We start from the raw sequence: 25,402 nt of genomic DNA, 5'->3' as shown, positions 1-25,402 counted from the left end.
GCTCACAGCGCCGTCTCGTCGGTCTCGCCGGTGCGGATGCGCACGGCCTGGCCCATGTCGAGGACGAAGATCTTGCCGTCACCGATCGCCCCGGTGCTCGCCGCCGCCTGGATCGCCTCCACGGCGCGGTCGGCAAGATCGCTGCCCACGGCGACCTCGATCTTGATCTTCGGCACCATGTTCGTGCTGTACTCGGCGCCGCGATAGATTTCGGTCTGGCCCTTCTGGCGCCCGAATCCCTTCACCTCGGTCACGGTCATGCCCGTCACGCCGACGCCGGTGAGCGCCTCGCGCACCTCGTCGAGCTTGAACGGTTTGATGATGGCGATGATGAGCTTCATTTCGCCCCCTCTCGGCGTTTGTCCCGAGAGTAACTTTGCAAGGGGCGTGCCAAATGCGCCGCACAGAGGCGCTGCGCGTTTCGACGGCAGAATTGTTACCTAGTGGTGAATTTTTGGGTGCAGTTCGGCGGCACCTGCCCAAAAATCGGGCAGATCACTGGAGCGTCGCGCGATCCTCGCCGTGCCGCCCGAAGAAACGCATCAGCTGCACGATCAGGTCCGCCCGGTCGGACAGCCTGGGGGCCTCGAGCAGCGCCTGCTTCGACGCGGCATCGAAGGGCGCGATCTGCGCAATGCCGTTAACCAGCGACTCATCGTCCAGGCGCGTCACCGCTTCCCAGTCTACCGCGTAGCCGAGACCGTCGGCGAAGCGCCGCGATTCGAGCTCGATCGAGGCGCGCTCCGCCAGCCCCAGCGTTTCGGGTTCGTGCACCGCTTCCAGTTCGGCCTCGACCTGGCGGAACGGCGTCGTCACCGCCAGCTCGCGCAGGATGGTGAAGCGTGCCACGCCTTCCAGCACGATATTATAGCGCCCGTCGTCCAGCGCCTCGACATCGGCGATGCGGCCCACACAGCCGATATCGAACAAGGCCGGCGGATCGCTATCGTCGCGCGGCTGGACCATGCCGATCCGCCGGTCGCGCGCCAGCGCCTCCGAAACCAGCGCCCGGTAGCGCGGCTCGAAGATGTGCAGCGGCAGGTGCATGCGCGGAAACAGCAGCGCACCCGCCAGCGGAAAGACCGAGAGGCGCTTGCCCTTCATCCGAACAGGATGGCCGAAAGCTTGCGACGCTGCGCACCCACCCAGGGATCTTCCAGCCCGATCACCTCGAACAGCTTGAGCAGCCGCTGGCGGGCTGCCCCGTCGTTCCAGCTCCGGTCGTCGCGCACCATAGCCAGCAGCGTGGCCGCCGCAGCCTCGCGGTCGCCCGCCGCCATCTGGCCGCCGGCAAGCTCGTAACGGGCTTCCATGTCTTCGGGATGGGCTGCGGCACGCGCGGCCAGCGCGGCGAGATCGTCGACCGGCTGCGCCTCGCGCGCCAGGCTGAGCGCGGAACGGGCCCGCTCCACTTCCGGGGCCTTGGCGGCATCGCCTTCCAGCGCATCGAGCGCCGCCTGCGCCTCATCGTGGCGGCCCAGTGCGGTCAGCGCCCGTACGCGCCCGGCGATCACCAGCGCATGGTCCGGTGCGATCTCGGCGATCTGGTCGAAGATCGACAGCGCGCGTTCGGCATCGCCTTCGCCCAGCACCTGCTCGCCCATCGCGATCAGCGGCTCCAGCTCCGCCTCGCCATCGGCCTCTTCGCCCGCCAACGGCAACTGGCGCAGGATCTGATCCAGCATCGTGCGCAGCTGCGATTCGGTTCGCGCACTGGTCAGGTCGGCAACCAGCTGGCCCTGGAACATCGCATAGACGGTGGGGATCGAGCGAACCTGAAATTGGCTCGCGATGAACTGATTCTTGTCCACGTCGATCTTGGCCAGCATCACGCCCTTGCCGGCATAGTCGGCGGCGACCTTTTCCAGCACCGGGCCCAGTGCCTTGCACGGCCCGCACCATTCCGCCCAGAAATCGATGATGACCAGCTTCGCCATCGAAGGTTCGACAACGTCGCGGCGGAAGGCGTCTACGGCCTGTTTGTCGGCAGGGCTCAATCCAAGCGTGGCCAAAATGCGCTCCTCGAAACATGCAGGTGCCGCGCGCCTCGCGGGCGTCACGGCGTGTTGCTGCCTATTTGGGCGCTCGGAGCCAAAGCGCCAAGCCTTTTCCAAAAACTGCGATAAGGGGCTTGCGCAGTGCGAAAGCCGCTGTTAGTTGGCGCGCCTCACCCGCCGGGAGCGCTTCGAAACGCCACCGGCCACAACGCCAGAGCGGGCGTAGCTCAGGGGTAGAGCACAACCTTGCCAAGGTTGGGGTCGAGGGTTCGAATCCCTTCGCCCGCTCCAGCGGTTTCGGCGCAGGGCGCCGTCTTCCCGCCACATCGAACCGCGTTGATCAGGGTCACTGGACCTTCATCTTTTGCGTGATACAGCGCCGCGCTGGATTTCGGGAGTTGCCGCCATGCCACCTTTGCCCCTCGCGCTCGCGCTGGCTGCGTTTTCCTTCGGCGCTGCCGACCTGCCCGAGCCTTCGGTCTGGCGGAACCCCAGCAACAGCGTGCACGTCCGCGCAGCGCCCTGCGGCCAGGGCGGCATGTGCGCCACCGTGATCTGGGCGAGCGACAAGGCCAAGGCCGATGCCCGCCGCGGGGGCACCGATCCGCTGATCGGCGTGCAATTGTTCCAGAACTTCAAGATCGTGCGCGAAGGCGAATGGAAGGGCACGGTGTTCGTGCCCGATATCAACCAGCGCTTTTCGGGTACGATCACCGTGGTCGACGAAAACACCATCGTCGGCAAGGGCTGTGCGCTGCTCGGCCTGATCTGCAAATCGCAGACCTGGACGCGCGTCCGCTCCTGACGGCGTAGCGCCGCTTACGGCATCAGCCGCTTGCGTCCTTCGGAAAGGTGCCAGCGCATCGCCAGCGCGGCGCCGTCGACATCCTGGGCGCGGATCGCCTCGACGACCATTTCGTGCTCGCGCACCATCGCCGCGATCGGCTCTGCCTCACGCAGTCGGGCAATGTCCACGCCGGCGCGCATGATCCGCATCGTTTCCTCATGAAGATGCTCGAACGCCTTTTCGAACGCCGGATTGGCAGTGGCGCGGACGATCGCGTGGTGCAGCCGCCAGTCCTCGTCATGCGCCGGATCGCTCGAAAGAAGCGCCTTGCGCAGATCGGCCATGGCCTCTTCGATTTCGGCGAGTTGCTCCGCCGACCGGCGGCGTGCCGCCAGTCGCGCCGCTTCCGCCTCCAGCACGAAGCGCACTTCATAGGTGCCCAGCGTCGCGGAGAGTTCCTCGAACGCCATATGCGCACCCAGCCGAAGCGAAGGGCGCCGCATCACATAGGACCCCGCCCCGCGCCGCGATTCGGTGATGCCGTCGGCGGCCAGCCGCACCAGCGCCTCGCGCACCACGGTCCGCGACATGCCGAAGCTTTCCGCCAGCCGCGATTCAGACGGCAGGCGATCGCCGATGCCCAGCCCGTCCAGGATGATCTCGACGATGCGCGAATAGGCTTGGTCGGCAAGACGCTGATCGGCAGAGGGTACGTGGTTTCGCGGCATCACGCCCTACGATACGTACGCGGCGCGAAATGGCGAGTCGCGTGATGGTGGTAGGGAGAGATACGGATGAGCAGCGCACCGATCCGCGTCGGCATCGGCGGATGGACGTTCGAGCCCTGGCGTGGCACCTTCTATCCCGAAAAGCTGCCGCAGAAGCGCGAGCTGGAATATGCCGCGAACGCGCTGACCGCGATCGAGATCAACGGCACCTATTATTCCAGCTTCAAACCGGCCAGCTTCGCCGGCTGGGCGGCGGCGGCGCCCGAAGGGTTCGTGTTCACGGTGAAGGGCTCGCGCTATGTCACCAACCGCAAGCTGCTGGCGGAGGCGGGTGAATCGGTCGCGCGCTTCGTCGGCCAGGGGCTGGTCGAACTGGGCGACAAGCTCGGCCCCATCCTCTGGCAGTTCATGGCGACCAAGAAGTTCGATGCAGCCGATTTCGGCGCGTTCCTTGCTCTCCTGCCACGCTCGCAGGATGGCGTTGCGCTGCGCCACGCGGTGCAGGTGCGGCACGAAAGCTTCCACACCCCCGAATTCGTCGCGCTCTGCCGCGCGGCGGGCGTAGCCATCGTTTTCGCCGATTCGCCGCAATATCCCGCGATCGCCGATGTCAGCGGGGATTTCGTCTATGTCCGCCTGGAGGCCGGCGAAGACGACAATCCCCTCTGCTATCCCGAAGCCGACCTGCCGCGCTGGACAGACGCTGCGCAGCACTGGGCGGATGGCGGTCAACCCGCGGGACTGCCCTATTTCGCGGAAGCGCCTGCGCCGGTGCATCCACGCGAAACCTTCGTCTTCTTCATCCATGGCGGCAAGGTACGTGCGCCTGCCGCCGCGCAGGAACTGATTCGCCGGCTCGGCGGATCGAACGAACCTTTGCGCGCACCGCTTCGTTGATCGCCGGCAACCCAGGAGGCCAGCATGATCCACGATCCCGAACAGCAGACGCCGCAGGACGACGAAGCCGAAGCGATGGAAGAAGCGCAAAAGGACGCCGCCGAAGAGCGCGAGGAAGACGGCGGCTACCAGTAAGCAGGGGGGCAATCACCCTCCCCCTTCCCATTGCTGGCTGAATGGCCCCCCTTCCCTCTCCCAACGGAAGAGCGAGCAAAACACCTCTCCTGTGGAAGAGGGAGGGGCCGCGCCGACGAAGGCGGTGGGAGGGTGAAGGTGCGCCTTCCTCTACGGCCGATGCGGACTCGCACGATCGGCGACCATGCGTTCGCCATCGATCGTGATCGGGCTCGCCAGGCCGGGCATCCCCTCACGCACGATCGCCATGCCGCGCGCGACTACCTGCGGATCGGCGAACACTTCGTCGACGCGGTTGATCGGCCCGGCGGGCACCCCGGCGGATTCCAGCGCCTCGTACAGATCGGCCTTGGCCCAAAGGAGGATAGCGCGGGCCAGCTGCGGGATCAGCGCGTCGCGGTTCGTCACCCGCGCCGGATTCGTGGTGAAGCGAGGGTCGTTCGTCAGATCGAGCCCAAGGATCTCGCAGAGCCTGGCGAACTGCGAATCATTGCCCACCGCGACGATCAGCTCGCCGTCGCGGCAGGCAAAGGCCTGGTAGGGCACCAGATTCGCATGGCCGTTGCCCATGCGGTGCGGCACCTTGCCGATCGCCATCCAATTGAGCGCCTGGTTGGCCAGCACCGCCACCTGGGTGTCGAGCAGCGCCATATCGATATGCGCGCCTATGCCCTCCACGTCCCGCCGACGCAACGCGGCGAGGATCGCCACGGCCGAATAGACGCCCGTGAAGATGTCGGCATAGGCGACGCCCGCCTTTTGCGGCGGGCCGTCGGGCTCGCCGGTGAGGCTCATCGCCCCGCCCATGCCCTGGATGATGAAGTCATAGCCGGCGCGGGCCGCATAGGGCCCGGTCTGGCCGAAGCCGGTGATCGAGCAGACGATCAGCCGCGGGTTGGCCGCCCGCAGGCTGGCGGCATCGAGCCCGTACTTCACCAGCCCGCCGACCTTGTAGTTCTCGATCACCACATCAGCCTCGGCGATCAGCGCCTTCGCCGCCGCCTGGCCTTCGGGCGTGGCGATGTCGATGCCGACGCTGGTCTTCCCGCGGTTGCAGGCGTGGAAATAGGCGGCGTCGCGGTTCGTGCCCTTGGCATCGTGGAGGAAGGGCGGCCCCCAATGGCGGGTATCGTCGCCCGCCCCCGGCCGCTCGACCTTGACCACCTCGGCGCCGAGATCCGCGAGCAGCTGCCCGCACCAGGGCCCGGCGAGGATACGGGCGAGCTCGACGACCTTGATGCCGGCGAGCGGCTTCACGGGCGCCGGATCGCGTAGACGACGTGATCCGGGAAGACCTGTCCGCCGCCACGATGATTGCGCCCAGGGATCAACTCCCCGCCGATCTTCGCCATCGCCCCGCGCGACCGGACATTATGCTCGCCCACCAGGAACACCACCGTCCCGACGTATCGATGGATATGGTCGAGCATCAGCCGCTTGACCTCCCGATTGTAGGTGCCGCCCCAATAGGCGCGGGCGAGGAAGGTCCAGCCGATCTCGATCTCATCCGCTTCGGGCACATGATAGTCGTAGCGGCTCGAGCCGATGATCGCGCCGGTCGCCTTGTCCTCGATCGCCAGCCCGCCGCCGCAGGCCAGCGCCTCCGCGAAGAACTGGCGGAACACCGGCTCCTGCCAGCGATCCGGCCGCGGATGCACTTCCCAGATCAGCGGATCGGAGGCGACCGCATAGAGCGCCTCCCAATCCTCTGCGACCAGCGGCCGGATGCGGACGAGCGCGCCCTCCAGCACCGGCTGCCGATCGGGCGCCATCAGAACGCCGCGATGCCGGTGATCGCCCGGCCGAGGATCAGCCCGTGCACGTCGTGCGTGCCCTCATAGGTATTCACCGTCTCGAGGTTGATCGCGTGGCGGATCACGTGGAATTCGGCCGAGATGCCGTTGCCGCCATGCATGTCGCGCGCGACCCGGGCGATCTCCAGCGCCTTGCCGCAATTGTTGCGCTTGATGATGCTGATCGCCTCGGGGCTCAGCGTGCCGGCGTCGAACATCCGCCCGCAGCGCAGCGCCGCCTGCAGCCCGAGCGCGATCTCGGTCTCCATATGGGCGAGCTTGAGCTGCACCAGCTGGGTCGCGGCGAGCGGCCGGCCGAACTGGTGGCGATCGAGCGTGTACTGCCGCGCGGCGTGGAAGCAGGCCTCGGCCGCGCCCATCGTGCCCCAGGCGATGCCGTAGCGCGCGCGGTTGAGGCAGCCGAACGGGCCCTTGAGCCCCTGGACGTTCGGAAGCAGCGCGTCTTCGCCGACTTCCACCCCGTCCATCACGATCTCGCCGGTCACCGAGGCGCGTAAGGACAGCTTGCCCTCGATCTTGGGGCTGGTGAGGCCCTTCATGCCCCGCTCCAGCACGAAGCCGCGGATCGCGCCGTCATGCGCATCGCTCTTCGCCCAGACGACGAACACATCGGCGATGGGCGAATTGGTGATCCACATCTTGGCGCCGGTGATGCGATAGCCGCCGTCGATCTTCTCGGCTCGCGTGCGCATGCCGGCGGGATCGGAACCCGCATCCGGCTCGGTCAGCCCGAAGCAGCCGACCCATTCGCCGCTCGCCAGCTTGGGCAGGTATTTCCGCCGCTGCTCCTCGCTGCCATAGGCATGGATCGGGTGCATGACGAGCGAGCTCTGCACGCTCATCGCCGAGCGATAGCCCGAATCGACCCGCTCCACCTCGCGCGCGACCAGCCCGTACGCGACATAGCCGAGCCCGGCACCGCCATAGGTTTCGGGGATCGTCGGTCCGAGCAGGCCCAGCGCGCCCATCTCGGCCATGATCTCGCGGTCGAACCGCTCCTCCAGATAGGCGGAGGTCACGCGCGGGAGCAGCTCGCCCTGCGCGTAATCGCGTGCGGCGCCCTGCACCATCCGTTCCTCGTCGGTCAGCTCGCCGTCGAGCCCGAACGGATCCTGCCAGTCGAACCGGCCCATCTCTGCCATTTCAGTCGTTCCTCGGTGTCTCCGGTGCCGGGGCGGGGGCGGCTGCCTGCGCCACGACCGGTGGTCTGGGCGGCGTTGCAGCTGCCGCCTTCTCTATTTCGTCCAATGCCTTGCGGGCATTTACATAGCGGGTCGCGGCGCTCGTCCAACCCTCGGCAATCGAAGCGCCGGGCATGTGCGCGATTTCCGCGATGGCGGTTTCGACATTGCCCGCCGCCAGCGCACCGCGGGCGCGCCGCAGCCGCTCGGCCGGGCGCGGGCTCGGCATGCCGGCCTGGTGCAGCACGAACAGATCGCCGACAAAGGCGCGGAAGCGCATCCACAGGCTGTCGTCCGGCCCGGCGCCCAGGCGCGGCGCGATGGTGTCGAGCGCGATCCGCAGATCCTCGAGCGTCAGCGGATCGGCCGCCGCCGTCACGATCGCCGCCACCGCCTGCGGGTGGCGCTCGCCGAAGCGGGCGCGCAATTGCTGCTCGAGCGTGCCGAGCGGCTGTCCGCGTTCCACTGCGCGGCGCACCGCGGCCGCGACCATCAGCCGTTCGGCCTGGGTGGAATATTGCGCCGCGTTGCGCGCGCTCGCATCGGCATCCTGCAGCCGCCGCTCCAGCGCGTCGAGCCGGCCGGCCAGCGCCGCTTCGCGCACGTCCAGCGTCGCGACGTCGGTCGCGGCGGGCATGCTGGGCGGCGTCACCAGTACCGGCGTGACCGGCGCGGTCGCTGCCGCCGGCCGGGTTGCCGGCATCGGCGTGAGATGCGTTCCGGCCAGTTCGATCAGACCGGCAGTCAGGGCAACACCGCCCAGAAAGCCCAGCCCTCCCGTGATCATTCGGCTGCGCAGCAAGGAAGGGTTGCGGACCGGCTCGGGCGCCAGGGGCTCGTCGCTCATGCCGCCCTTTTCGCCGGGCGGGGCCGCGCGGTCAATCATAGAGCGCAATCGCCGCTTCGATCAGCGCCTCGGTCTCGGGAACCGGCGCGATCGCGACGGCGGCCCAGCCCTCGCCCGCTGCAGCCGCCGCCGCCGCGCTGATCGCGGCGAGCGCGATGCCGGCGCGGTCGGGCGCGATCTCCGCCAGCCGCACGCCCGCCCGCGCCGACTGGATCAGCGCGACGCTGCCCGAAAGCGCCGCCACTGCCTCCGGCGAGACCGGCAGCGTCTCGCTGGCATAGACCGGCACCACCGCCGCGACGATGCCACCCGCCTCCAGCGTCCGCTCGCGCCCGGTCAGGTGCAGCGCGCGCCGTACGCCCGCCGCCTCCGCCGCCGTCGCCAGCGCTGCGGCTCCCGCCTGCCCCACCGCCGCGACCTCCAGGCCTGCGCGGCGCGCCGCCGATGCGGTCGCCTCGCCCACCGCATAGACCGGCAACCGCTGCAGCGCCGCCAATCCCTCGCCCGCCCAGCGCACCGCATTGGCGCTGGTGAGGATCAGCGCATCGAACGCCGCCGCGTCGGGCACGCCCCATGCGATCGGGCGCGTGGCGAACAGCGGCAGCCGGATCGCCCGCCGCCCGCGTCCCTCGATCGCGGCGGCGGTGATGCGGTTGCCGGGTTCGGGCCGCAGCACCGCGATCGGCCGGCTCATCCGGCGAACAGCGCGCGCACCGCCGCCGGCGCGCGATCGAGCAGATCGCGGGCCAGCACCGCCGGCAGCATCGCATCCTCGGGCGCGCCTTCGATCATGCCATGGACATGCGCGCTGCCGTCTTCGGAAAAGAGTTCCGCCTCGATCGTCAGGATCGCGCCTTCGATCGTCGCCAGCGCCGCCACCGGCGAGTGGCAATCGGCCATCAGCGCGGCGAGCAACGCCCGCTCGGCCAGCACGCAGGCATGCGTCCGGGGATGGTCGATCGCTGCTAGCAGCGCCAGCATCCGCGTGTCCCCCGCCCGCGCTTCGATCCCCACCGCGCCTTGCGCCGGCGCGGGCAGCATCACGTTGGTCGGCAAGATATGGCCCACATCCTGCCGCCCCAGTCGCTCCAGCCCCGCCGAGGCGAGCAGCGTCGCGTCCGCCTCGCCCGCCGCCAGCTTGGCCAGCCTTGTGTCGACATTGCCGCGAAACAGCACGGTCGACACATCCGGCCGATGCCGCCGCACCTGCGCGGCCCGGCGCGGCGAGGCGGTGCCGATCACCGCTCCCTGCTTCAGCGCGTCGAGCGATTCGGCCCCCACCAGCCGATCGCGCACGTCCGCGCGCGGCAGCATCGCGGCGATGGCGATCGCGTCCGGCCGGGTCGTCTCGACATCCTTCATCGAATGCACCGCGCAGTCGATCTCGCCAGCGAGCAGCGCGCGGTCCAGCTCCTTCGTCCATAGCGCCTTGCCGCCGATCTCGGCCAGCGGGCGGTCCTGCACCTTGTCGCCCGTGGTGCGCACCACGACGATCTCGCCCTCAATCCCATGCGCCGCCTTCAGCGCGTCGCGGACCATATTTGCCTGCGTGAGAGCGAGCGGCGAACCACGCGTACCGATACGGAATCCAGTCATGCGCCAATTGCTAGGGGTGTGGGCTGGCAAGGGCAATGGGGGGGATGCCGGAGGTTTTTGGGTCCACGCGAAGGCACGAAGAGATGTTTCGCGCAGAGGCGCAGAGGGCGCAGTGTGGGCAGGCATCGCTGCGGCGCCAGCTGCCGCAAAGGGCGTGGCAGCGATAGGGCCGCTGGCGCGGCGGAGGGCACACGCTCTCTGCCTCCTCCGCGCCTCTGGGCGAAATCTTCTTGTCTTCGTGCCTTCACGCCTTCGCGTGCACCAAAAACCACCCGCCCTCTGGACCACGCGCCCGAGCAGCTTAGATGGGAAGCATGGCACTCATCCTCGGCCTTGAATCGAGCTGCGACGAAACTGCAGCCGCCCTTGTCGACAGCGACGGCACGATCCGCGCACACAAGCTGGCGCGGCAGGAGGAGGCGCATCGCCCCTATGGCGGCGTCGTCCCCGAAATCGCCGCCCGCGCGCATGTGGAAATGCTGGGGCCGCTGGTCGAAGCCGCCCTCGCCGAAGCCGGCGTCACCCTGGCAGAGGTCGACGCGATCGCCGCCACCGCCGGGCCCGGCCTGATCGGCGGCGTGATGGTCGGTCTCGTCACCGGCAAGGCGCTGGCGCTCGCGGCGAACAAGCCGCTCGTCGCGGTCAACCATCTCGAGGGCCACGCGCTGTCCCCCCGCCTCGGCGACCCGAGCCTCGCCTTCCCCTATCTGCTGCTCCTCGTCTCGGGCGGCCATTGCCAGTTGCTGCTGGTCGAAGGCGTCGGCCGCTATCGCCGTCTCGCCACCACGATCGACGATGCCGCGGGCGAGGCGTTCGACAAGACCGCCAAGCTGCTCGGCCTCGGCTTTCCCGGCGGTCCGGCGGTGGAAGTCGCCGCCGCGCGCGGCAATCCCCGCGCCGTGCCCCTGCCCCGCCCGCTGGTCGGTTCGGGCGAGCCGCATTTCTCCTTCGCCGGCCTCAAGAGCGCCGTCGCCCGGGCGGTGAACGACTATAGCGCCGAGGATCTTGCCGCCTCGTTCCAGCAGGCGGTGGTCGATTGCCTGGTCGATCGCACCCGGCTGGCACTCGCCGTCACCCGCCCGACTGCGCTCGTCGTCGCCGGCGGTGTCGCCGCGAACACCGCGGTGCGCACCGCGCTGGAGGCGCTGGCCCATGCGCATGATCTGCCCTTCGTCGCGCCGCCCTTGTGGCTGTGCACCGACAATGCCGCGATGATCGCCTGGGCCGGCGCCGAGCGCTTCGCCCAGGGGCTTACCGATCCGCTCGATGTCCCGGCCCGCCCGCGCTGGCCGCTGGATCCGGATGCCGAAAAGGTGCGCGGCGCGGGAGTGAAGGCATGAAGATCGGCGTGATCGGCGGCGGCGCCTGGGGCACTGCCTTGGCGCAGGTGGCGGCACGGGGCAGCGAACCGGTGCTGCTCTGGGCACGCGAGGCGGAGGTGGTGGAAAGCATCAACACCGCCCACGAAAACCGTGCCTTCCTGCCCGGCGTGCCGCTCTCCCCCACGATTCGCGCGACCGGCAGCCTGGCCGATCTTGCCGGCCTCGACGCGCTGCTCGTCGTCGCCCCCGCCCAGCATGTCCGCGCGGTCCTCGCCCAGGCCGCGCCGGGTGCGACCCCGCTGGTGCTCTGCGCCAAGGGGATCGAGGCGGGCACCCGGCTGCTCGTCGGCGAAGTCGCGCGTAGCGCAGCGCCCGATGCGCCGATCGCCGTGCTCTCGGGTCCCACCTTCGCGCATGAAGTCGCCGCCGGTAAGCCAACCGCCGTCACCCTCGCCTGCGACGATGAAGCCCTGCGCACCCGGCTGGTCGAGCGCCTCGGCGCCCCCGCCTTCCGCCCCTATGCCTCGGCCGACGTCACCGGCGCGGAGATTGGCGGCGCGGTGAAGAACGTCCTCGCCATCGCCTGCGGCGTCGTCGAAGGCGCCGGCCTGGGCCTCAACGCCCGCGCCGCGCTGATCGCGCGCGGCTTTGCCGAAATGACCCGCTTCGGCCTGGCGCGCGGCGCGCAGGCGGAAACGCTGACCGGGCTGTCGGGCCTCGGCGACCTCGTCCTCACCTGTTCCTCCACCAATTCGCGCAACTTCTCGCTCGGCGTCGGCCTGGGCCAGGGCCGCAGCGCCGCCGAGCTGCTGGCCGATCGCAAGACGGTAGCAGAAGGCGCCTTCACCGCCCCGGTGCTGCGCGAAGCCGCGGCCGAAGCGGGCGTCGACATGCCGGTCACGGCGGCGGTCAACGCCCTGCTCGAAGGCGCGCCGGTGGCAGAAGTGATCGAAGCGCTGCTCAGCCGCCCGCTCAAGCCGGAGGCAGTGTAGGATTTCCTACCTGCGGCGATCGCTACATGCTCCGCATCGGTCGTTGACAAGGGTGGGTAGGAACGACGCGGAAGCTGGAAGTCGGCTCGCGCCCCGCGTTCCGCCGCCGGAGATCGGGTCGCAATGCGGACCTGGTGCCGCGAAACGCGCTGCGACGCATTCCACACGATCTCTCAAAACGGTGCGGGCACGTCCCGCCGTATAGTAATGTAAGGCGGTCGGGCTGCGTTGAAGCGGACCTCGGTGACGATGCCACCGGGCACACCCATCCAGACGAGCGTGTCATTGGCATCGCGGGTGATTGCCCAAGGCGATAATGTCCGTAGCGAAGACCTGATGGCGTTGCTGTCGGTGCAGAGCTTGGACGATGTAGTGTCAGAACAACGGACCTGCGCGTGCCCCCTGCCGTCGATAAATTCTTTAAGAGTGGCAAGTACTTTCCATCCCCCCTCTAGGCTGACGCCGGGGTTCAGGCGCACATATCCCCGAGATGCGCAGATAGCATTAGACGCCGGGGCAATTTCCTGCGTGCTGTACATGCTGTCGACGGTAGCAGTTCGGATATCTGCCCCGGGCACGGCCCGGAATCGCACAGTCCAACGCTTTCGGACGCACCCCGGGCCGTTTGCCACGGGCCGCTCCACCAGCTGCCGTTCGATAACGCCTGGAGCGTTCACCCCACCATGCGGCGCCTCGAACGTTTCGATCGGGCCGTGCTGCTGATCAGGCAATATGGCGTCGCCTGCCACTGCGGGCGGCAACGCCCGAACCTGCGCGAACGTGAGAGTAGGAGCGGCCTGCCCCAGTAAGAACGCTAGCGTGATCACCTGCCATACTCCGGCGAGTTGGCAGCCTTCATACGCGCCGGCGCGAAGCTCTACTAGTCCGCTTTGCACACCACATTCGGCCATTGGCGGAAATCATCGCCCGCACCGATCCTTGCAGCGGCCGACTTGCGCCTGCTGCGCTGTTTCCCATATCCACCAGACTGTCCTTCTGGGGGCGGCCGCTCTTTGATAGCGTTTGGCAACGTCCTCGTGCGCGCGAAGCGACACACCTCGTGAACCCGGCCATTGTTGAGGCGGTCCGCGCGCGCATGGTCATGCGCGTAAACGTCCTAAACTTGCATCTCCTCGCCGGGCCATTGCCGAACCCGCCGAAACGCGCACACGCCTAAACTTCCTAAACTTCGGTCGGTGGGCACCTCTCAGGCGCGGCGGTTCTCGTCCGCTTGCAGACATTTGAAGTGTCGATAAATTGCCGGACATGGTTTCTCTGGCGCCTCCATGTCCCACCTGTGGCAAACCAGTTCCATTCATGAAGACCCAATGGAGCCTTGGTACACCGTTTGCCTGCAAGGGCTGTGGGATACAACTTGTCATTCCGAAGAACCTTTGGATTGGCGTGGGCGCGGTTGTGGCCTTCTGGCTCTTGGAACATCGAATGACTTCGCCGGCCCAGACGGTGATGCTGATTGCCGGTCTTGTTGTCGCGGTTCTCGTCATGTCGCGATTGTTTCTACGCCCGCGGAGGGCGTAGAATCGCGTGCATCACTCTGGGTAAGGACATTCCGAACGACAGCTGATCACCGGCTCCCAACCGCCGCTGCAACGCGCACGAGCCTAAACTTCCTAAACTTAGCGATTGATGCAGGTCGCCAATATCGGCCGTGGGACAGATCGCAGCAGGCGTTCGTTGGCGTGGCGGCACCAAAGCTTGCGGAGACCCCCCGTTGCGTTTTCTGACGTCTCTCTTCTTGGCGCTCGCCCTGTGCGGATGCACCGTCACGGTCGGGCAATCCTCGCTGCTGCCGGCCATCCAGGAAAAGCCGCGCGACGCGGTGGCGCCGCTGGCGGGCTATAGCCGGCAGGATCGCATCCTCACCCTGCCCGATCTCGGCAACGTCCATGTCGTGCGGCTGGCGAAGCCGGGCAATCGCACGACAATCCTCTACAGCGGCGGCAACCGCTATCTGATCGCCTATACCGGCAACCGCCTGAATGAACTCGCGGCGATGACCGGCGCAGACATCGTGACCTTCGACTATCCCGATCGCGGCGGGACGACGGTGCCCAAGACCACCGATGCCCTGATCGCCTTCGGTCCCGCGCTGGTGGCAGCATTGCGGCAGGAAGGGTGGATCGGCAACGGGCCGCTCTATGCCCATGGCTTCTCGTTCGGGGGCGCGATGGCGTCGAACATGGCACGCACCGGCGGCTTCTCGGGGCTGATCCTCGAAGCGACTGCGGCGGATATCGGTGCGGTGGCCCGCAACATGGTGCCCACCCTGCTCAAGCCGTTTCTGTGGGTGAAGGTGTCCAAGGAAATCCGGCGCTATGACTATGCCGGCTATGCCCTTGCCGCCCGCGCGCCGATACTCGTCTTGGCGGGGAGCGAGGACAAGACTGTCAGGCCCCGGATCGTGCGGCGCTTCGCGGAGCGGCTGCGGAGCGCCGGTGCGGCGGTGACCTTCGTCGAAGTACCCGGCGATCATGGCAAGGCATTGGCATCGCCGCAGGGACGCGAGGCGCTACAAGGCTTTATGCGCCGCGCCTCGGAATAGTGGCGCCCGCCAGAAATATGCTCACGAGCCTAAACTTCCTAAACTTAGCAAATCGTGCAGATGTCAGAAGTCGATCGCAATGCCCTTCAATTCCCAGTCGCCATAGCGCACCGGGTCCTTCTCCAACGGGTCCTTTTCGGGCCGCTGCATCGGTTCGGGCTGGGGCACGGGGGGGCTCTTCGAAAGATATGCCGGCGGCTTCACATGCTCGGGTCGCTTGCCCATCGGGTTGCCTTCCTTGGTTGCCCGGCCCATGTCGGCGGCCGAAGGAGCATGGTCAAGTGAACCCTTGGGTAGCGCAGGTACGAGTAGAAGTTTCGATGGGAGCGCGCTGATCATGGCCCGTCCGAACACCCGCCGCCCGGCCGGCGCCGAACCCGATGCTCCCGGCGTCCCCGCCCGCCGCGCGGCGCTGAAGCTGCTCGATGCGGTGCTACGCCGCGGTCTCGCACTCGAACAGGCCCTCGACTCCGCCGCGCAAGGCTTGGCGCCGAACGACCGCGGCCTCGCCCACGCCATCGCCGCCGAGGCGCTGCGCCGCCTCCCCGATCTAGACGCGCTCATCGATTCCGCCACCCGCCAGCGCCTGCCCGACGACGCCAAGGCCCGGTTCGCGCTGCGGATCGCGCTGGTCCAGGCAATCGCGCTCGGCACGCCGGGCCATGCTGCGATCTCGACCGTTCTGCCGCTGGTGGATGGCGGCCCGCGCAAGCTCGTACACGGCGTGTTCGGCACGCTGATGCGCGGCAATGCCACGCTGCCCGACGTGCCGATGCTCCCCGATCCGGTGGCGCTGCGCTGGCAGGCGCATTGGGGCGATGCGATGGTACAGGCAGCCTGCGAGGCGATCGCCTCCCCGCCCCCGCTCGACCTGAGCCTGAAGAGCGATGCGGTGACGGTCCCCAGCGCGACCAGCCTTGCCCCGCGCCACGCCCGGCTCGAACCCGGCACCAGCGTTCCCGAGCTGCCCGGCTTCGCCGAGGGCGACTGGTGGGTGCAGGACCTCGCCGCCTCGATCCCCGCCCGGCTGATCGGTGCGGGCACCGGCACCGTGCTGGACCTCTGCGCCGCCCCCGGCGGCAAGACGCTCCAGCTCGCCGCCGCCGGCTGGCAAGTGACGGCCGTGGATGTTGCCGAGAACCGCCTCGCACGCCTCCGCGAAAATCTGGAGCGCACTGGCCTGACGGCACAGATCGTCACCGCCGATCTGCTGAGCTGGAGCCCCGCCGCCCCGGTCGACGCGGTGCTGCTCGACGCGCCGTGCAGCGCCACCGGGATCTTCCGCCGTCACCCGGACGTGCTCCACCGCGTCCGCCCCGCGCTGATCGCCGAGATGGCGGAGCTCCAGGCCAAGCTGCTCGACCGCGCCGCCGCCTGGGTAAAGCCAAGCGGGACATTGGTCTTCGCCACCTGCTCGCTGGAGCCCAAGGAAGGCGAAGCCCACCTCGCGCCCTTCCTCGCCGCCCATCCCGATTTCGCGCTGGTGCCGGCCACCGCCGACGAGCTTCCGGCGGGTATTTCGCCCCGCGAGGACGGTTCGGTGCGCGTCCTGCCGGGCATGCTGGCGGAGCAAGGCGGGCTCGACGGCTTCTTCATCTCCCGCTTCCGCCGTCGCTGATCGCACGTCCGGGGCCCTTCGTCCCCGTCGCGCAGCAAGCTGTGGATAAATCTGTGGAGAATTGGTGCGCAACCCGTGGGTACCCGTCCCCTCCGGTTGCGCCCGACTCGCCCCTTGCCTAGGAGACGACCATGTCCGTCCGCATCGCCCCTTCGATCCTCTCGGCCGATTTTTCACGGCTCGGCGAGGAGATCCGCGCCATCGACGCCGCCGGCGCCGACTGGATCCATGTCGATGTGATGGACGGGCATTTCGTGCCGAACATCACCATCGGTCCCGCGGTGATTAAGGCGCTGCGCCCGCACACCGCCAAACCGTTCGACGTCCACCTGATGATCGCGCCGGTGGATCCGATGCTCGCCGCTTTCGCCGAGGCCGGCGCGGACACGATCTCGGTCCATCCGGAAGCCGGTCCTCACCTCCACCGCACGCTCCAGACGATCAAGGCGCTGGGCAAACGCGCCGGCGTAGTGCTCAACCCGGCGACGCCGGTCGACGTGATCGACCATGTGATGGACATGGTCGATCTGATCCTGGTGATGAGCGTCAATCCCGGTTTTGGCGGCCAAAAGTTCATCGAGAGCCAGCTGCCCAAGATCACCGAGCTGCGCCGCCGCATCGAAGCGAGCGGCCGGGCAATCGATCTGGAGGTGGATGGCGGCGTCGACCGCGAGACTGCGCCCCGGGTGATCGCTGCCGGTGCAGATGCGCTGGTAGCTGGCACCGCGACCTTCACCGGCGGGCCAAGCCAGTACGCCGCCAATATCGCAGGCCTCCGAGGGGCTTGACCGATCCGACGCCGGACTCCGCCGCCGACGGAGTCGAGGAAGGCAAGCGGCTGATCCGGGTAGGCGGCGATCGGGGCCTGTCATTGGCCGACCGGATCGCCGATCGCTTCCAGCGTCTCGCCTGGCGCTCGCCTTTCTATGCCATGCGGCTGAAGGGGCGGCATCCGCTCAAGCTGCTAACCGTCGCCGACGATCCCTTTTTTGGCGACCCGCGGCGTGGCAATGCGCTGCTCGACGGCGAGCTGCAGCTGTGCGGCGAGGTTCGCGTGATCGAGACGCTCGACTTCGCCAAGCCCGATTGGTCGCCCGCCTTCACCCAGCATCTCCAGGGTTTCGCCTGGCTGCGCGACCTGTCCAGCGTCGCCACCCGCCAGCAGGGCGCGCCGATCGCCGAGGACATCATGCGCCGCTGGCTGAAGGTGCATGGCGAGCAGGTCGCGGACCCGGCCTGGCGCCCCGATCTGGTCGGCCGGCGCATCCTCGCCTGGGTGGCGCATGCGCCGCTCATCCTCTCCTCCACCGACCAGGTCTATCGCTCGGGCGTGATGCACGCGCTGGCGCGCGGTGCCCGCCATCTCGACCGCAGTGCCGACAAGGTGCCGGCGGGCGTCCCCCGGCTGGCGGCCTGGGCAGGCCTGACCGTCGCGGGGCTGGTGCTGCCCGGCGGCGATCCGCGCCGCGCCTTTGCCGAGGCGGGGCTGAACCGCGCGATCACCGCCTCGGTCCATGAGGATGGCGGCACGGTCGGCCGCTCGCCGGATGGCCAGCTCGACGCGATCCAGCTGCTCACCCTGCTTTGCGAAACCTATGCCGCCCGTCGCATCGAGCCGCCCGCCTTCGTGCTCGGCGCGCTCAACCGGATGGTCGCGGCGCTGCTCGGCGTGTGCCACGGGGATGGGGGGCTGGCCAGCTGGCAGGGCTGCGCGCCCGTCAGCGGCGAGTGGATCGAGCAGGCGATCGAGGCGACCGGTGTCCGCACACGCCCGCTCAAACAGGCGCGAGAGTGGGGCTATCAGCGCCTCGCCTCGGCCGGCACGGTACTGATCCTCGACGCTGCGCCGCCGCCCGACGCCAGGGTAGCCCAGACCGGTTGCGCTTCCACGCTCGCTTTCGAACTTTCGGACGGCGCAGACCGGATCATCGTCAATTGCGGCGGCAGCCGCGCCGCCGATGCGCGGCTTCCCGCCGAACTGGTGCAGGGCCTGCGCACCACCGCCGCGCATTCTACGCTGGTGCTGGGCGACAGTAACTCCACTGCGATCCATGCCGATGGCACGCTCGGCCGCGGCGTAAGCGAGGTCGAGTTGGTCCGGCAGGAAACCGAGCATGCCAGCCGGATCGAGGCGGCGCATGACGGCTATGTCCGCCGCTTCGGGCTGCTCCACCGCCGCGAACTCACCCTCTCCCACGACGGGCGCGACCTGCGCGGCGAGGATCTGCTGCTGCCCTCCGGCAAGCGACGCATCGACTCCAAGCCCTTCGCGCTGCGCTTCCACCTTGCCCCGCAAGTGGAGGTATCGCCCACCGCCGACGGGCATGGCGCGATCCTGCGCACTGCCTCGGGCATGCTCTGGCAGTTCCGCGCCAGGGGCGGCACGCTCAGCATCGAGGAAAGCCTGTGGATCGACGCGCGGGGCCGTCCGCACGCCACGCAGCAGTTGGTGATCCAGGGCGAGACTCCGGCGGGCGGCGCCAGCCTGACCTGGGTGTTCCACCGTTCGAAATAGGCGCTCCAAATAGGGCTTGCCCCGCGCGGCCTGATCCGGGAGAGGGGCGGGCCATGGACATCAAGATCACCCGCGCACTCCTCTCGGTCTCCGACAAGACCGGGATCGTCGAACTCGGCCAGGCTCTGGCCGCCCAGGGCGTCGAGCTCGTCTCGACCGGCGGCACCGCTACCGCCCTGCGTAATGCCGGACTGGAAGTCCGCGACATCTCGGACCTGACCGGCTTCCCCGAGATGATGGACGGCCGGGTGAAGACGCTGCATCCCAAGGTGCATGGCGGCCTGCTCTCGGTGCGCACCAATCCCGAGCATCAGGCATCGATGGCCGAGCACGAGATCGCACCGATCGATCTCGTCGTGGTGAACCTCTATCCCTTCGCCCAGACCGTCGCCAAGGGTGCCGACCGGGACGAGATCATCGAGAATATCGACATCGGCGGCCCGTCGATGGTCCGCTCGGCCGCCAAGAACCATGAATCGGTGGCGATCGTCACCGACCCGGCGGACTATGCACTGGTGATGGGCGGCACGACGACGCTGGAGCAGCGCCGCAAATTCGCCGCCAAGGCCTATGCCGCCACCGCGGCGTATGACGCGATGATCTCCAGCTGGTTCGCCTTCGCCGACCAGGGCGAAGCCTTCCCGGAAACGCTCAATATCTCGCTCAACCGCGGACAGGCGCTGCGCTATGGCGAGAACCCGCACCAGCAGGCGGCCTTCTACGCTGCGACCGGTGCGTCGGCGCGCGGCATCGGCCAGGCCCGGCAGGTGCAGGGCAAGGAGCTGAGCTACAACAACTATAACGACGCCGATGCGGCGCTCGAGCTGGTCAGCGAATTCCGCGACGGCCCGCCGACCGCGGTGATCGTGAAGCACGCCAATCCCTGCGGCGTGGCGAGCAGCGCGACCCTCGCCGAGGCCTATGCGGCGGCGTTCGCCTGCGACACCGTCTCGGCGTTCGGCGGCATCATCGCGGTGAACCGCCCGCTCGACCGCGCGACCGCCGAGCAGATCACCGGCATCTTCACCGAAGTGGTGGTGGCGCCCGACGCCGACGAGGAAGCGCTGGCGCTGTTCGCGGCGAAGAAGAATCTCCGCCTGCTGCTGACCGGCGAACTGCCGGACCCCGCTCGTGCAGGTTTGTTCGCCAAGTCGATCGCCGGCGGCTGGCTGGTCCAGGGCCGCGACAACGGCATCGTCACGCGCGACCAGCTCAAGGTCGTCACCAAGCGCCAGCCGACCGAGCAGGAACTGGCCGACTGCCTGTTCGCCTGGACGGTGGCCAAGCACGTCAAGTCGAACGCGATCGTCTATGCCAAGGACGGCAGCACGGCAGGCGTCGGCGCCGGCCAGATGAATCGCCTGGAAAGCGCCCGCATCGCGGCGTGGAAGGCGAAGGACGCAGCGGACAAGGCCGGCTGGGCCACGCCGCGCACGATCGGCTCGGCGGTGGCGTCGGACGCCTTCTTCCCCTTCGCCGACGGCCTGCTGGCGGCAGTAGAAGCCGGCGCGACCGCGGTGATCCAGCCGGGCGGCTCGATCCGCGACGACGAAGTCATTGCCGCGGCCGACGAAGCAGGGCTGGCGATGGTGTTCACCGGCATGCGCCACTTCCGGCATTAAGGCAGCGGGCGCCGCGCCTCTGATGGGCGCGGCGTGCAGCCTTAAGTTTAGGAAGTTTAGGTTCGTGTGCGGTTTTTGGCCGAGCCTAAGTTTACGAAGTTTAGGCGCCTGCGCAGTTTTCGGCCGAGCTTAAGTTTAGGAAGTTTAGGCTCTCGCGCGATCGTGCGGGGGTGCAGTTCGGGATATCGCGCGTGTGCGGAACGCGCGCGACAGGGTGGCTCACGGGTTCAAAGAGCGAAGAAGAACATATGGGGATCAGCGGGGGCGGAACAAGGTTGGTGCGCTCCGCTCTCCGCCGCCCTCCCGGCGCCGCCGGGTTCCATTTGCCTTTCGCTGCGAGCAGGCGCCGATATGGAGACCCCAAGGATTGCGGCTTTCGCCCGAATTGGGAGTGGCTGCCGTCAGGCGCCAGTACCGCCTGCCCCTACACGCGTCGCGCCGAATGGGGGCCCTTACCCAGCGCTGCCGGGGGGAAACGCTCAGGCCGCTTCCGCCGCGACCGCCTCGGCGCGCGGCACCTTGCGGAACAGCGCGCGGTCTTCGGGGCCGAAGCCGAAGCGGATGATGACGTAGAGGAATGTCGCCACCATGGCCGGCATGCCGAAGGTCATTTCCGCCCATTCATAGTGGTGCGGCAACGACATGAAGGCCGCGCCGACCAGCCCGGCGATCGCGATCGCCGCGAAGAAGCTCGGACGGATGGTCACCACCGGCGCGCCGAGCTTGGCCTGCAGCAGCAAGCCCTTGGCCACCGATCCGATCGTCAGCGCCAGCGCCAGCGCCACCGCCGGCGCCGCCGACTGGATCGGCACCGACCAGCCCTGGCCACGCGCGACGACAATCAGTGCGAAGCTGAGGCCGATCTGGAGCAGCAGCACGCCGACCGAGATCATCAGATTGGTGTGCCGGGCGATATAGACCAAAGCGGTTTCGCAGACTGCGCCGGGCGAAGCGAACACCTCGGCGAACAGCAGGATGCACAGCACGCCGGCGCCGATCACGAATTCGCGGCCGAGCAGGCCCATCACCCCTTCGGCGGGAACAGAGAACAGCACCGCCAGCCCGGCCTGCGCGCACAGGATCCAGAAGCCGACCTGGCGCACCTGACGCGCCACCGCCGGCCGATCGCCAGCCGCCAGGCTTTGGGTGATGACCGGGCCGAGGATCGGATCGAAGCTCGATTTCAGCCGCTGCGGCACCGAGGCGACCTGCTGCGCCATGTAATAGATGCCGACCACCGATGGCGCGAAGAGCAGGCCGAGGATGAAGCGATCGACGTTGCGCGTCGCCCATTCGATCGCGTCCGCGCCCGCGAGCGGGGCGTTCAGCCGAGCAAGGCCCCAGATTTCCGCGAGCCGCGGCCGCCAGCCGACCGGCAGGCCATATTCGCGCACGAACGGCACGATCGAGGCGATCAGCGCCGCGCTCATCGACAGGACATAGGCCATCAGCAGCCCGTCGCGCGTCGACACGAAGGAGAAGGCCCAGGCGGCGATGCTGATCGTCCAAGGCTCGACGATCGCCCGCGCGGTGACCGAGGCGCCGATATTGTGACGATAGGCGAGCGCAGACAGCGACACATCCGACAGGGCGATCGCGATCACCACCAGCGGCAGGAAGCGTTCCAGCCCCATTACGGCGCTGTTGGGAAACAGCGCCTGGGGGAAAAGGATCAGCACGAAGCTGGCGATCAGGCCGGCAACCAGCGCCACCATCATCGCATCCCACACGACATGGGTGTGCGGGCGGCTGGTGCTCGACAGCGCCTGGGCGAGGCCGCGCTTGAGGCCCAGGGTGGCGACGAGCGCGACGAATTCCACCACCAGCACGACAATGGCGTAACGACCGACAATCTCCGGCCCATAGGCGCGACCGGCGATGAACAGGAAGGGCAGCCGCGCGACCAGCCGGATCAGGAAGCCAAGCATGTTGGTGCGCCCGCCCTTGGCGAGCGCGTTGATGTCCTTGGACGCTTCTGCCTGGCTCAATGCGCGGCGCCCCAGCTGGGCCCGACGCCGATTTCGACGCCGAGCGGCACGGTCAGCCGGATCGCGGGTTCGGCAGCGGTGGCCATCACCCGCTCGATGATCGGCCGGGCGGCCTCGACATCGCCCTCGGGCAGCTCGAACACCAGTTCGTCGTGCACCTGGAGGAGCATGCGGACGTTGTGCAGCCCCGCCTCGCGCAGCGCGGGCCCCATCCGGGCCATGGCACGCTTGATGATGTCGGCGCTGGTGCCCTGGATCGGCGCGTTGATCGCGGCACGCTCGCTGCCGGCGCGCTCGTTGGGATTGGGCGACTTGAGCCTCGGGAAGTGCGTCTTCCGGCCGAACAAGGTGGTGGTGTAGCCGCGCTCCTTCGCCTCGCGCAGCGTGTCGGCGATGTAGCGATTGATGCCCGGGAAGCGCTCGAAATAGCGATTGATCATCGCCTGTGCCTCGTCCGGCGTCACGTCGAGCCGACCGGCCAGGCCCCAGCGCGAGATGCCGTAGAGGATCGCGAAGTTGATCGTCTTGGCGCGACCGCGGGTATCGCGGTTCACTTCGCCGAACAGCTCCATCGCGGTCATGCTGTGGATGTCGTCGCCGTTCGCGAACGCGGTGCGCAGCGCCGGCACGTCGGCGATGTGCGCGGCGAGACGCAGCTCGATCTGCGAATAGTCGGCCGAGAGGATGACATTGCCCGGCTCGGCCACGAAGGCGTCGCGGATCTGGCGGCCGGTTTCGGTGCGAACGGGAATGTTCTGCAGATTCGGGTCGGTCGAGGAGAGCCGCCCGGTCTGCGCGCCGGTGAGGCTGTAGCTGGTGTGGACCCGGCCCGTCTGCGGATTGATCTGCGCCTGCAGCGCATCGGTATAGGTGGACTTGAGCTTGGAGAGCTGGCGCCAGTCGAGCACCTTGAGCACCATCTCGCGGCCGGGCGAATCCTTATCGGCGGCGATGCGCTCCAGCTCGTTGACGTCGGTGGAATAGACGCCCGACTTGCCCTTGCGCCCGCCCTTGATCCCCATCTTGTCGAACAGCACGTCGCCGAGCTGCTTCGGGCTGCCGATGGTGAACTTGAACCCCGCGATCGCGTGGATCTCTTCCTCCAGGGTCGCGATCTGCTGCGCAAAGTCGGACGAGAGCTTCGAAAGCACCGCGGCATCGACCTTGATGCCGGTGCTCTCCATCTCGGCGAGCACCGTGACGAGCGGGCGATCGACGCTCTCATAGACGCGGGTCACGCTCTCATAGGCGAGCCGCGGCTTGAGCCGCCGCCACAGCCGCAGCGTGACGTCGGCATCCTCGGCGGCGTAGCGTGTCGCGGCCTTGAGATCGACCTGGCCGAAATGGAGCTGGCTCTTCCCCGTGCCGACCACGTCCTTATAGGCGATGCAGCTGTGCGCGAGATGGGTGGCGGCGAGCTCGTCCATGCCGTGGCCGTGCAGGCCGGCATCGAGATCGAAGCTCATCACGATCGTGTCGTCATAGGGCGCCACGCGGATGCCCGCGCGGCCGAGCACAATCATGTCGTACTTCAGGTTGTGGCCGATCTTGAGAACGGCGGGGTCCTCCAGCAGCGGCTTCAATCGGGCGAGCGCCTTGGCCCGATCGATCTGCACCGGCTTCTCGGCGAACATGTCGGTGCCGCCATGGCCGAGCGGGATATAGCAGGCGAGGTTGGGCGCCAGCGCCATGCTGACCCCGACGAGATCGGCCTGGGTCGCGTCGAGCCCGGTCGTCTCGGTGTCGATCGCCACCCAGCCCTGATGGCGCGAGACGGTGATCCAGCGATCGAGCGCGGTCAGATCGGTGACGGTCTCATAGCCGTCATGCGCGCAGGGCGGGTCTTCCTCGACGCCGGGCGCGTCGTGTGTCTCCACCGGCGCATCGGCGACAGAGGACAGGCGAGAGAGCAATGTCTTGAAGCCGTGATGCTCCAGGAACGCGCGCAGCGGCGCGTCGGGGATGCCCTGCAGCTCCAGCGCGTCGAGCGGTTCGGGCAGCGGCACGTCGCAGGCGAGCGTGACGAGCTGGTGGCTGAGCCGCGCCATCTCGGCATGCTCGATCAGATTGTCGCGCAGCTTGCCCTTCTTCATGTCGGGCGCGGCGGCGAGCACCGATTCGAGATCGCCATGCTCCAGGATCAGCTTGGCGGCGGTCTTGGGGCCGATGCCGGGCACGCCGGGAACATTGTCGACGCTGTCGCCCATCAACGCGAGCACTTCGCCGAGCTTCTCGGGCCCGACGCCGAACTTCTCGCGCGTGTCGTCCGGGCCCATGCGCTTGTTGTTCATCGTATCGAGCATGTCGACGGACGGATCGGTCATCAGCTGCATCAGATCCTTGTCGGAGCTGACGATCGTCACCGCCCAGCCCTGCGCCAGCGCCGCCTTGGTATAGCTGGCGATCAGATCATCGGCCTCCCAGCCCAGTTCCTCAATGCAAGGCAGGCTGAAGGCGCGCGTGGCGTCGCGGATCATCGGGAACTGGGGGACCAGATCTTCCGGAGCCGGCGGCCGGTGTGCCTTGTACTGATCGTAGAGATCGTTGCGGAAGGTGTGCTCGGACTTGTCGAGAATCACCGCCATATGGGTGGGACCGTCGGCCTTGTGCAGCGCATCGACCAGCTTCCACAGCATGGCGGTGTAGCCATAGACCGCGCCCACCGGTTCGCCATGCTTGTTCGTCAGCGGCGGCAGCCGGTGATAGGCGCGGAAGATATAGCTGGAGCCGTCGACGAGATAGAGGTGGGGCATGCGAGCGGGAGATAGCAGCGCACGGGCCCCGCGTCATCCCGCCGGGC

Annotated in this window: 22 protein-coding genes and 1 tRNA gene; 10 read left to right on the top strand and 13 right to left on the bottom strand. The window is 68.1% G+C overall.

What is annotated here, in order from left to right; all coding sequences use genetic code 11:
* Positions 1-2: 2 nt before the first annotated feature.
* From ACNFJ7_RS13040 to ACNFJ7_RS13030, 3 genes are all read right to left on the bottom strand, one after another.
* The gene (locus ACNFJ7_RS13040; protein ID WP_019369178.1) at positions 3-341 is read right to left on the bottom strand and encodes a P-II family nitrogen regulator; all 339 of its coding nucleotides are present in this window, start codon (positions 339-341) and stop codon (positions 3-5) included.
* Positions 342-495: 154 nt separating this feature from the next.
* A complete protein-coding gene (locus ACNFJ7_RS13035; RefSeq protein ID WP_019369177.1) occupies positions 496-1,104 on the bottom strand; it encodes an LON peptidase substrate-binding domain-containing protein in 609 nt (202 codons plus the stop codon).
* Positions 1,101-1,997, bottom strand: coding sequence for a tetratricopeptide repeat protein (locus tag ACNFJ7_RS13030; RefSeq protein ID WP_019369176.1), 897 nt, complete (start codon positions 1,995-1,997; stop codon positions 1,101-1,103). Before ACNFJ7_RS13030 ends, ACNFJ7_RS13035 begins: the two co-directional genes overlap by 4 nt.
* A 216-nt stretch (positions 1,998-2,213) precedes the next feature.
* On the opposite strand from ACNFJ7_RS13030, the gene ACNFJ7_RS13025 reads away from it, so the two are divergent.
* Positions 2,214-2,288: transfer RNA gene (locus ACNFJ7_RS13025), tRNA-Gly, on the top strand.
* 115 nt (positions 2,289-2,403) lie between these two features.
* Complete coding sequence (locus tag ACNFJ7_RS13020) at positions 2,404-2,802, top strand: DUF2147 domain-containing protein (protein ID WP_026009083.1); 399 nt, start codon at positions 2,404-2,406, stop codon at positions 2,800-2,802.
* Between the two features lie 14 nt (positions 2,803-2,816).
* On the opposite strand, the gene ACNFJ7_RS13015 is transcribed toward ACNFJ7_RS13020, so the two are convergent.
* Positions 2,817-3,512, bottom strand: coding sequence for a FadR/GntR family transcriptional regulator (locus tag ACNFJ7_RS13015; protein WP_019369174.1), 696 nt, complete (start codon positions 3,510-3,512; stop codon positions 2,817-2,819).
* A 66-nt stretch (positions 3,513-3,578) separates the two neighbouring features.
* Here ACNFJ7_RS13015 and ACNFJ7_RS13010 point away from each other — a divergent pair, with 66 nt between their 5' ends.
* Positions 3,579-4,409, top strand: coding sequence for a DUF72 domain-containing protein (locus ACNFJ7_RS13010; RefSeq protein ID WP_019369173.1), 831 nt, complete (start codon positions 3,579-3,581; stop codon positions 4,407-4,409).
* 285 nt (positions 4,410-4,694) lie between these two features.
* On the opposite strand, the gene ACNFJ7_RS13005 is transcribed toward ACNFJ7_RS13010, so the two are convergent.
* Genes ACNFJ7_RS13005 through hemC form a run of 6 tightly spaced genes read right to left on the bottom strand, consistent with a single transcriptional unit; the run spans position 4,695 to position 9,982 of the window.
* Positions 4,695-5,801 (bottom strand): CaiB/BaiF CoA transferase family protein, encoded by a 1,107-nt coding sequence (locus tag ACNFJ7_RS13005; protein WP_019369171.1) that lies wholly within the window; start codon positions 5,799-5,801, stop codon positions 4,695-4,697.
* A complete protein-coding gene (locus ACNFJ7_RS13000; RefSeq protein ID WP_019369170.1) occupies positions 5,798-6,316 on the bottom strand; it encodes a GNAT family N-acetyltransferase in 519 nt (172 codons plus the stop codon). The genes ACNFJ7_RS13005 and ACNFJ7_RS13000 overlap by 4 nt, the downstream gene beginning before the upstream one ends.
* A complete protein-coding gene (locus ACNFJ7_RS12995; RefSeq protein WP_026009082.1) occupies positions 6,316-7,500 on the bottom strand; it encodes an acyl-CoA dehydrogenase in 1,185 nt (394 codons plus the stop codon). Before ACNFJ7_RS12995 ends, ACNFJ7_RS13000 begins: the two co-directional genes overlap by 1 nt.
* Before the next feature lies 1 nt (position 7,501).
* Complete coding sequence (locus ACNFJ7_RS12990) at positions 7,502-8,386, bottom strand: hypothetical protein (protein ID WP_037513402.1); 885 nt, start codon at positions 8,384-8,386, stop codon at positions 7,502-7,504.
* Between the two features lie 31 nt (positions 8,387-8,417).
* Positions 8,418-9,080, bottom strand: a complete 663-nt coding sequence (locus tag ACNFJ7_RS12985; RefSeq protein WP_019369167.1) for a uroporphyrinogen-III synthase — start codon at positions 9,078-9,080, stop codon at positions 8,418-8,420.
* Positions 9,077-9,982, bottom strand: a complete 906-nt coding sequence (hemC, locus tag ACNFJ7_RS12980; RefSeq protein ID WP_019369166.1) for a hydroxymethylbilane synthase — start codon at positions 9,980-9,982, stop codon at positions 9,077-9,079. Before hemC ends, ACNFJ7_RS12985 begins: the two co-directional genes overlap by 4 nt.
* Positions 9,983-10,296: 314 nt before the next feature.
* On the opposite strand from hemC, the gene tsaD reads away from it, so the two are divergent.
* The 3 genes from tsaD to ACNFJ7_RS12965 all read left to right on the top strand — a co-directional run bounded on the left by tsaD (position 10,297) and on the right by ACNFJ7_RS12965 (position 14,859).
* Positions 10,297-11,322 carry a tRNA (adenosine(37)-N6)-threonylcarbamoyltransferase complex transferase subunit TsaD gene (gene tsaD / locus ACNFJ7_RS12975; protein WP_019369165.1) on the top strand — a complete coding sequence of 342 codons (1,026 nt, stop codon included), beginning with the start codon at positions 10,297-10,299 and terminating at the stop codon, positions 11,320-11,322.
* Positions 11,319-12,296, top strand: a complete 978-nt coding sequence (locus tag ACNFJ7_RS12970) for an NAD(P)H-dependent glycerol-3-phosphate dehydrogenase (RefSeq protein ID WP_019369164.1) — start codon at positions 11,319-11,321, stop codon at positions 12,294-12,296. The genes tsaD and ACNFJ7_RS12970 overlap by 4 nt, the downstream gene beginning before the upstream one ends.
* A gap of 1,732 nt (positions 12,297-14,028) precedes the next feature.
* Complete coding sequence (locus ACNFJ7_RS12965; protein ID WP_152997764.1) at positions 14,029-14,859, top strand: alpha/beta hydrolase family protein; 831 nt, start codon at positions 14,029-14,031, stop codon at positions 14,857-14,859.
* A gap of 63 nt (positions 14,860-14,922) precedes the next feature.
* Here the strand turns inward: ACNFJ7_RS12965 and ACNFJ7_RS12960 are convergent, their stop codons facing one another.
* Positions 14,923-15,084 (bottom strand): DUF1674 domain-containing protein, encoded by a 162-nt coding sequence (locus ACNFJ7_RS12960; protein ID WP_082664422.1) that lies wholly within the window; start codon positions 15,082-15,084, stop codon positions 14,923-14,925.
* A gap of 112 nt (positions 15,085-15,196) precedes the next feature.
* Between ACNFJ7_RS12960 and ACNFJ7_RS12955 the strand changes: the two genes are divergently transcribed.
* The 4 genes from ACNFJ7_RS12955 to purH all read left to right on the top strand — a co-directional run bounded on the left by ACNFJ7_RS12955 (position 15,197) and on the right by purH (position 20,614).
* Positions 15,197-16,477: an RsmB/NOP family class I SAM-dependent RNA methyltransferase gene (locus tag ACNFJ7_RS12955; RefSeq protein ID WP_019369160.1), complete on the top strand. Its 1,281-nt coding sequence runs from the start codon at positions 15,197-15,199 to the stop codon at positions 16,475-16,477.
* Between the two features lie 131 nt (positions 16,478-16,608).
* Entirely contained in the window at positions 16,609-17,265 is a 657-nt protein-coding gene (gene rpe, locus ACNFJ7_RS12950; RefSeq protein ID WP_019369159.1) for a ribulose-phosphate 3-epimerase, read from the top strand.
* Positions 17,262-18,992: a heparinase II/III family protein gene (locus ACNFJ7_RS12945; RefSeq protein ID WP_058805421.1), complete on the top strand. Its 1,731-nt coding sequence runs from the start codon at positions 17,262-17,264 to the stop codon at positions 18,990-18,992. The genes rpe and ACNFJ7_RS12945 overlap by 4 nt, the downstream gene beginning before the upstream one ends.
* A gap of 53 nt (positions 18,993-19,045) precedes the next feature.
* Positions 19,046-20,614, top strand: a complete 1,569-nt coding sequence (gene purH / locus ACNFJ7_RS12940; RefSeq protein ID WP_019369157.1) for a bifunctional phosphoribosylaminoimidazolecarboxamide formyltransferase/IMP cyclohydrolase — start codon at positions 19,046-19,048, stop codon at positions 20,612-20,614.
* A 479-nt stretch (positions 20,615-21,093) separates the two neighbouring features.
* On the opposite strand, the gene ACNFJ7_RS12935 is transcribed toward purH, so the two are convergent.
* Entirely contained in the window at positions 21,094-22,542 is a 1,449-nt protein-coding gene (locus ACNFJ7_RS12935; RefSeq protein ID WP_082664423.1) for a lipopolysaccharide biosynthesis protein, read from the bottom strand.
* 56 nt (positions 22,543-22,598) lie between these two features.
* Positions 22,599-25,355: a DNA polymerase I gene (gene polA, locus ACNFJ7_RS12930; RefSeq protein WP_019369155.1), complete on the bottom strand. Its 2,757-nt coding sequence runs from the start codon at positions 25,353-25,355 to the stop codon at positions 22,599-22,601.
* Between the last annotated feature and the right edge of the window lie 47 nt (positions 25,356-25,402).

The organism is Sphingomonas sp. HT-1, from assembly GCF_048568905.1.
GTDB lineage: Bacteria > Pseudomonadota > Alphaproteobacteria > Sphingomonadales > Sphingomonadaceae > Sphingomonas.
This window is presented reverse-complemented; position numbering and strand designations above follow the sequence as displayed.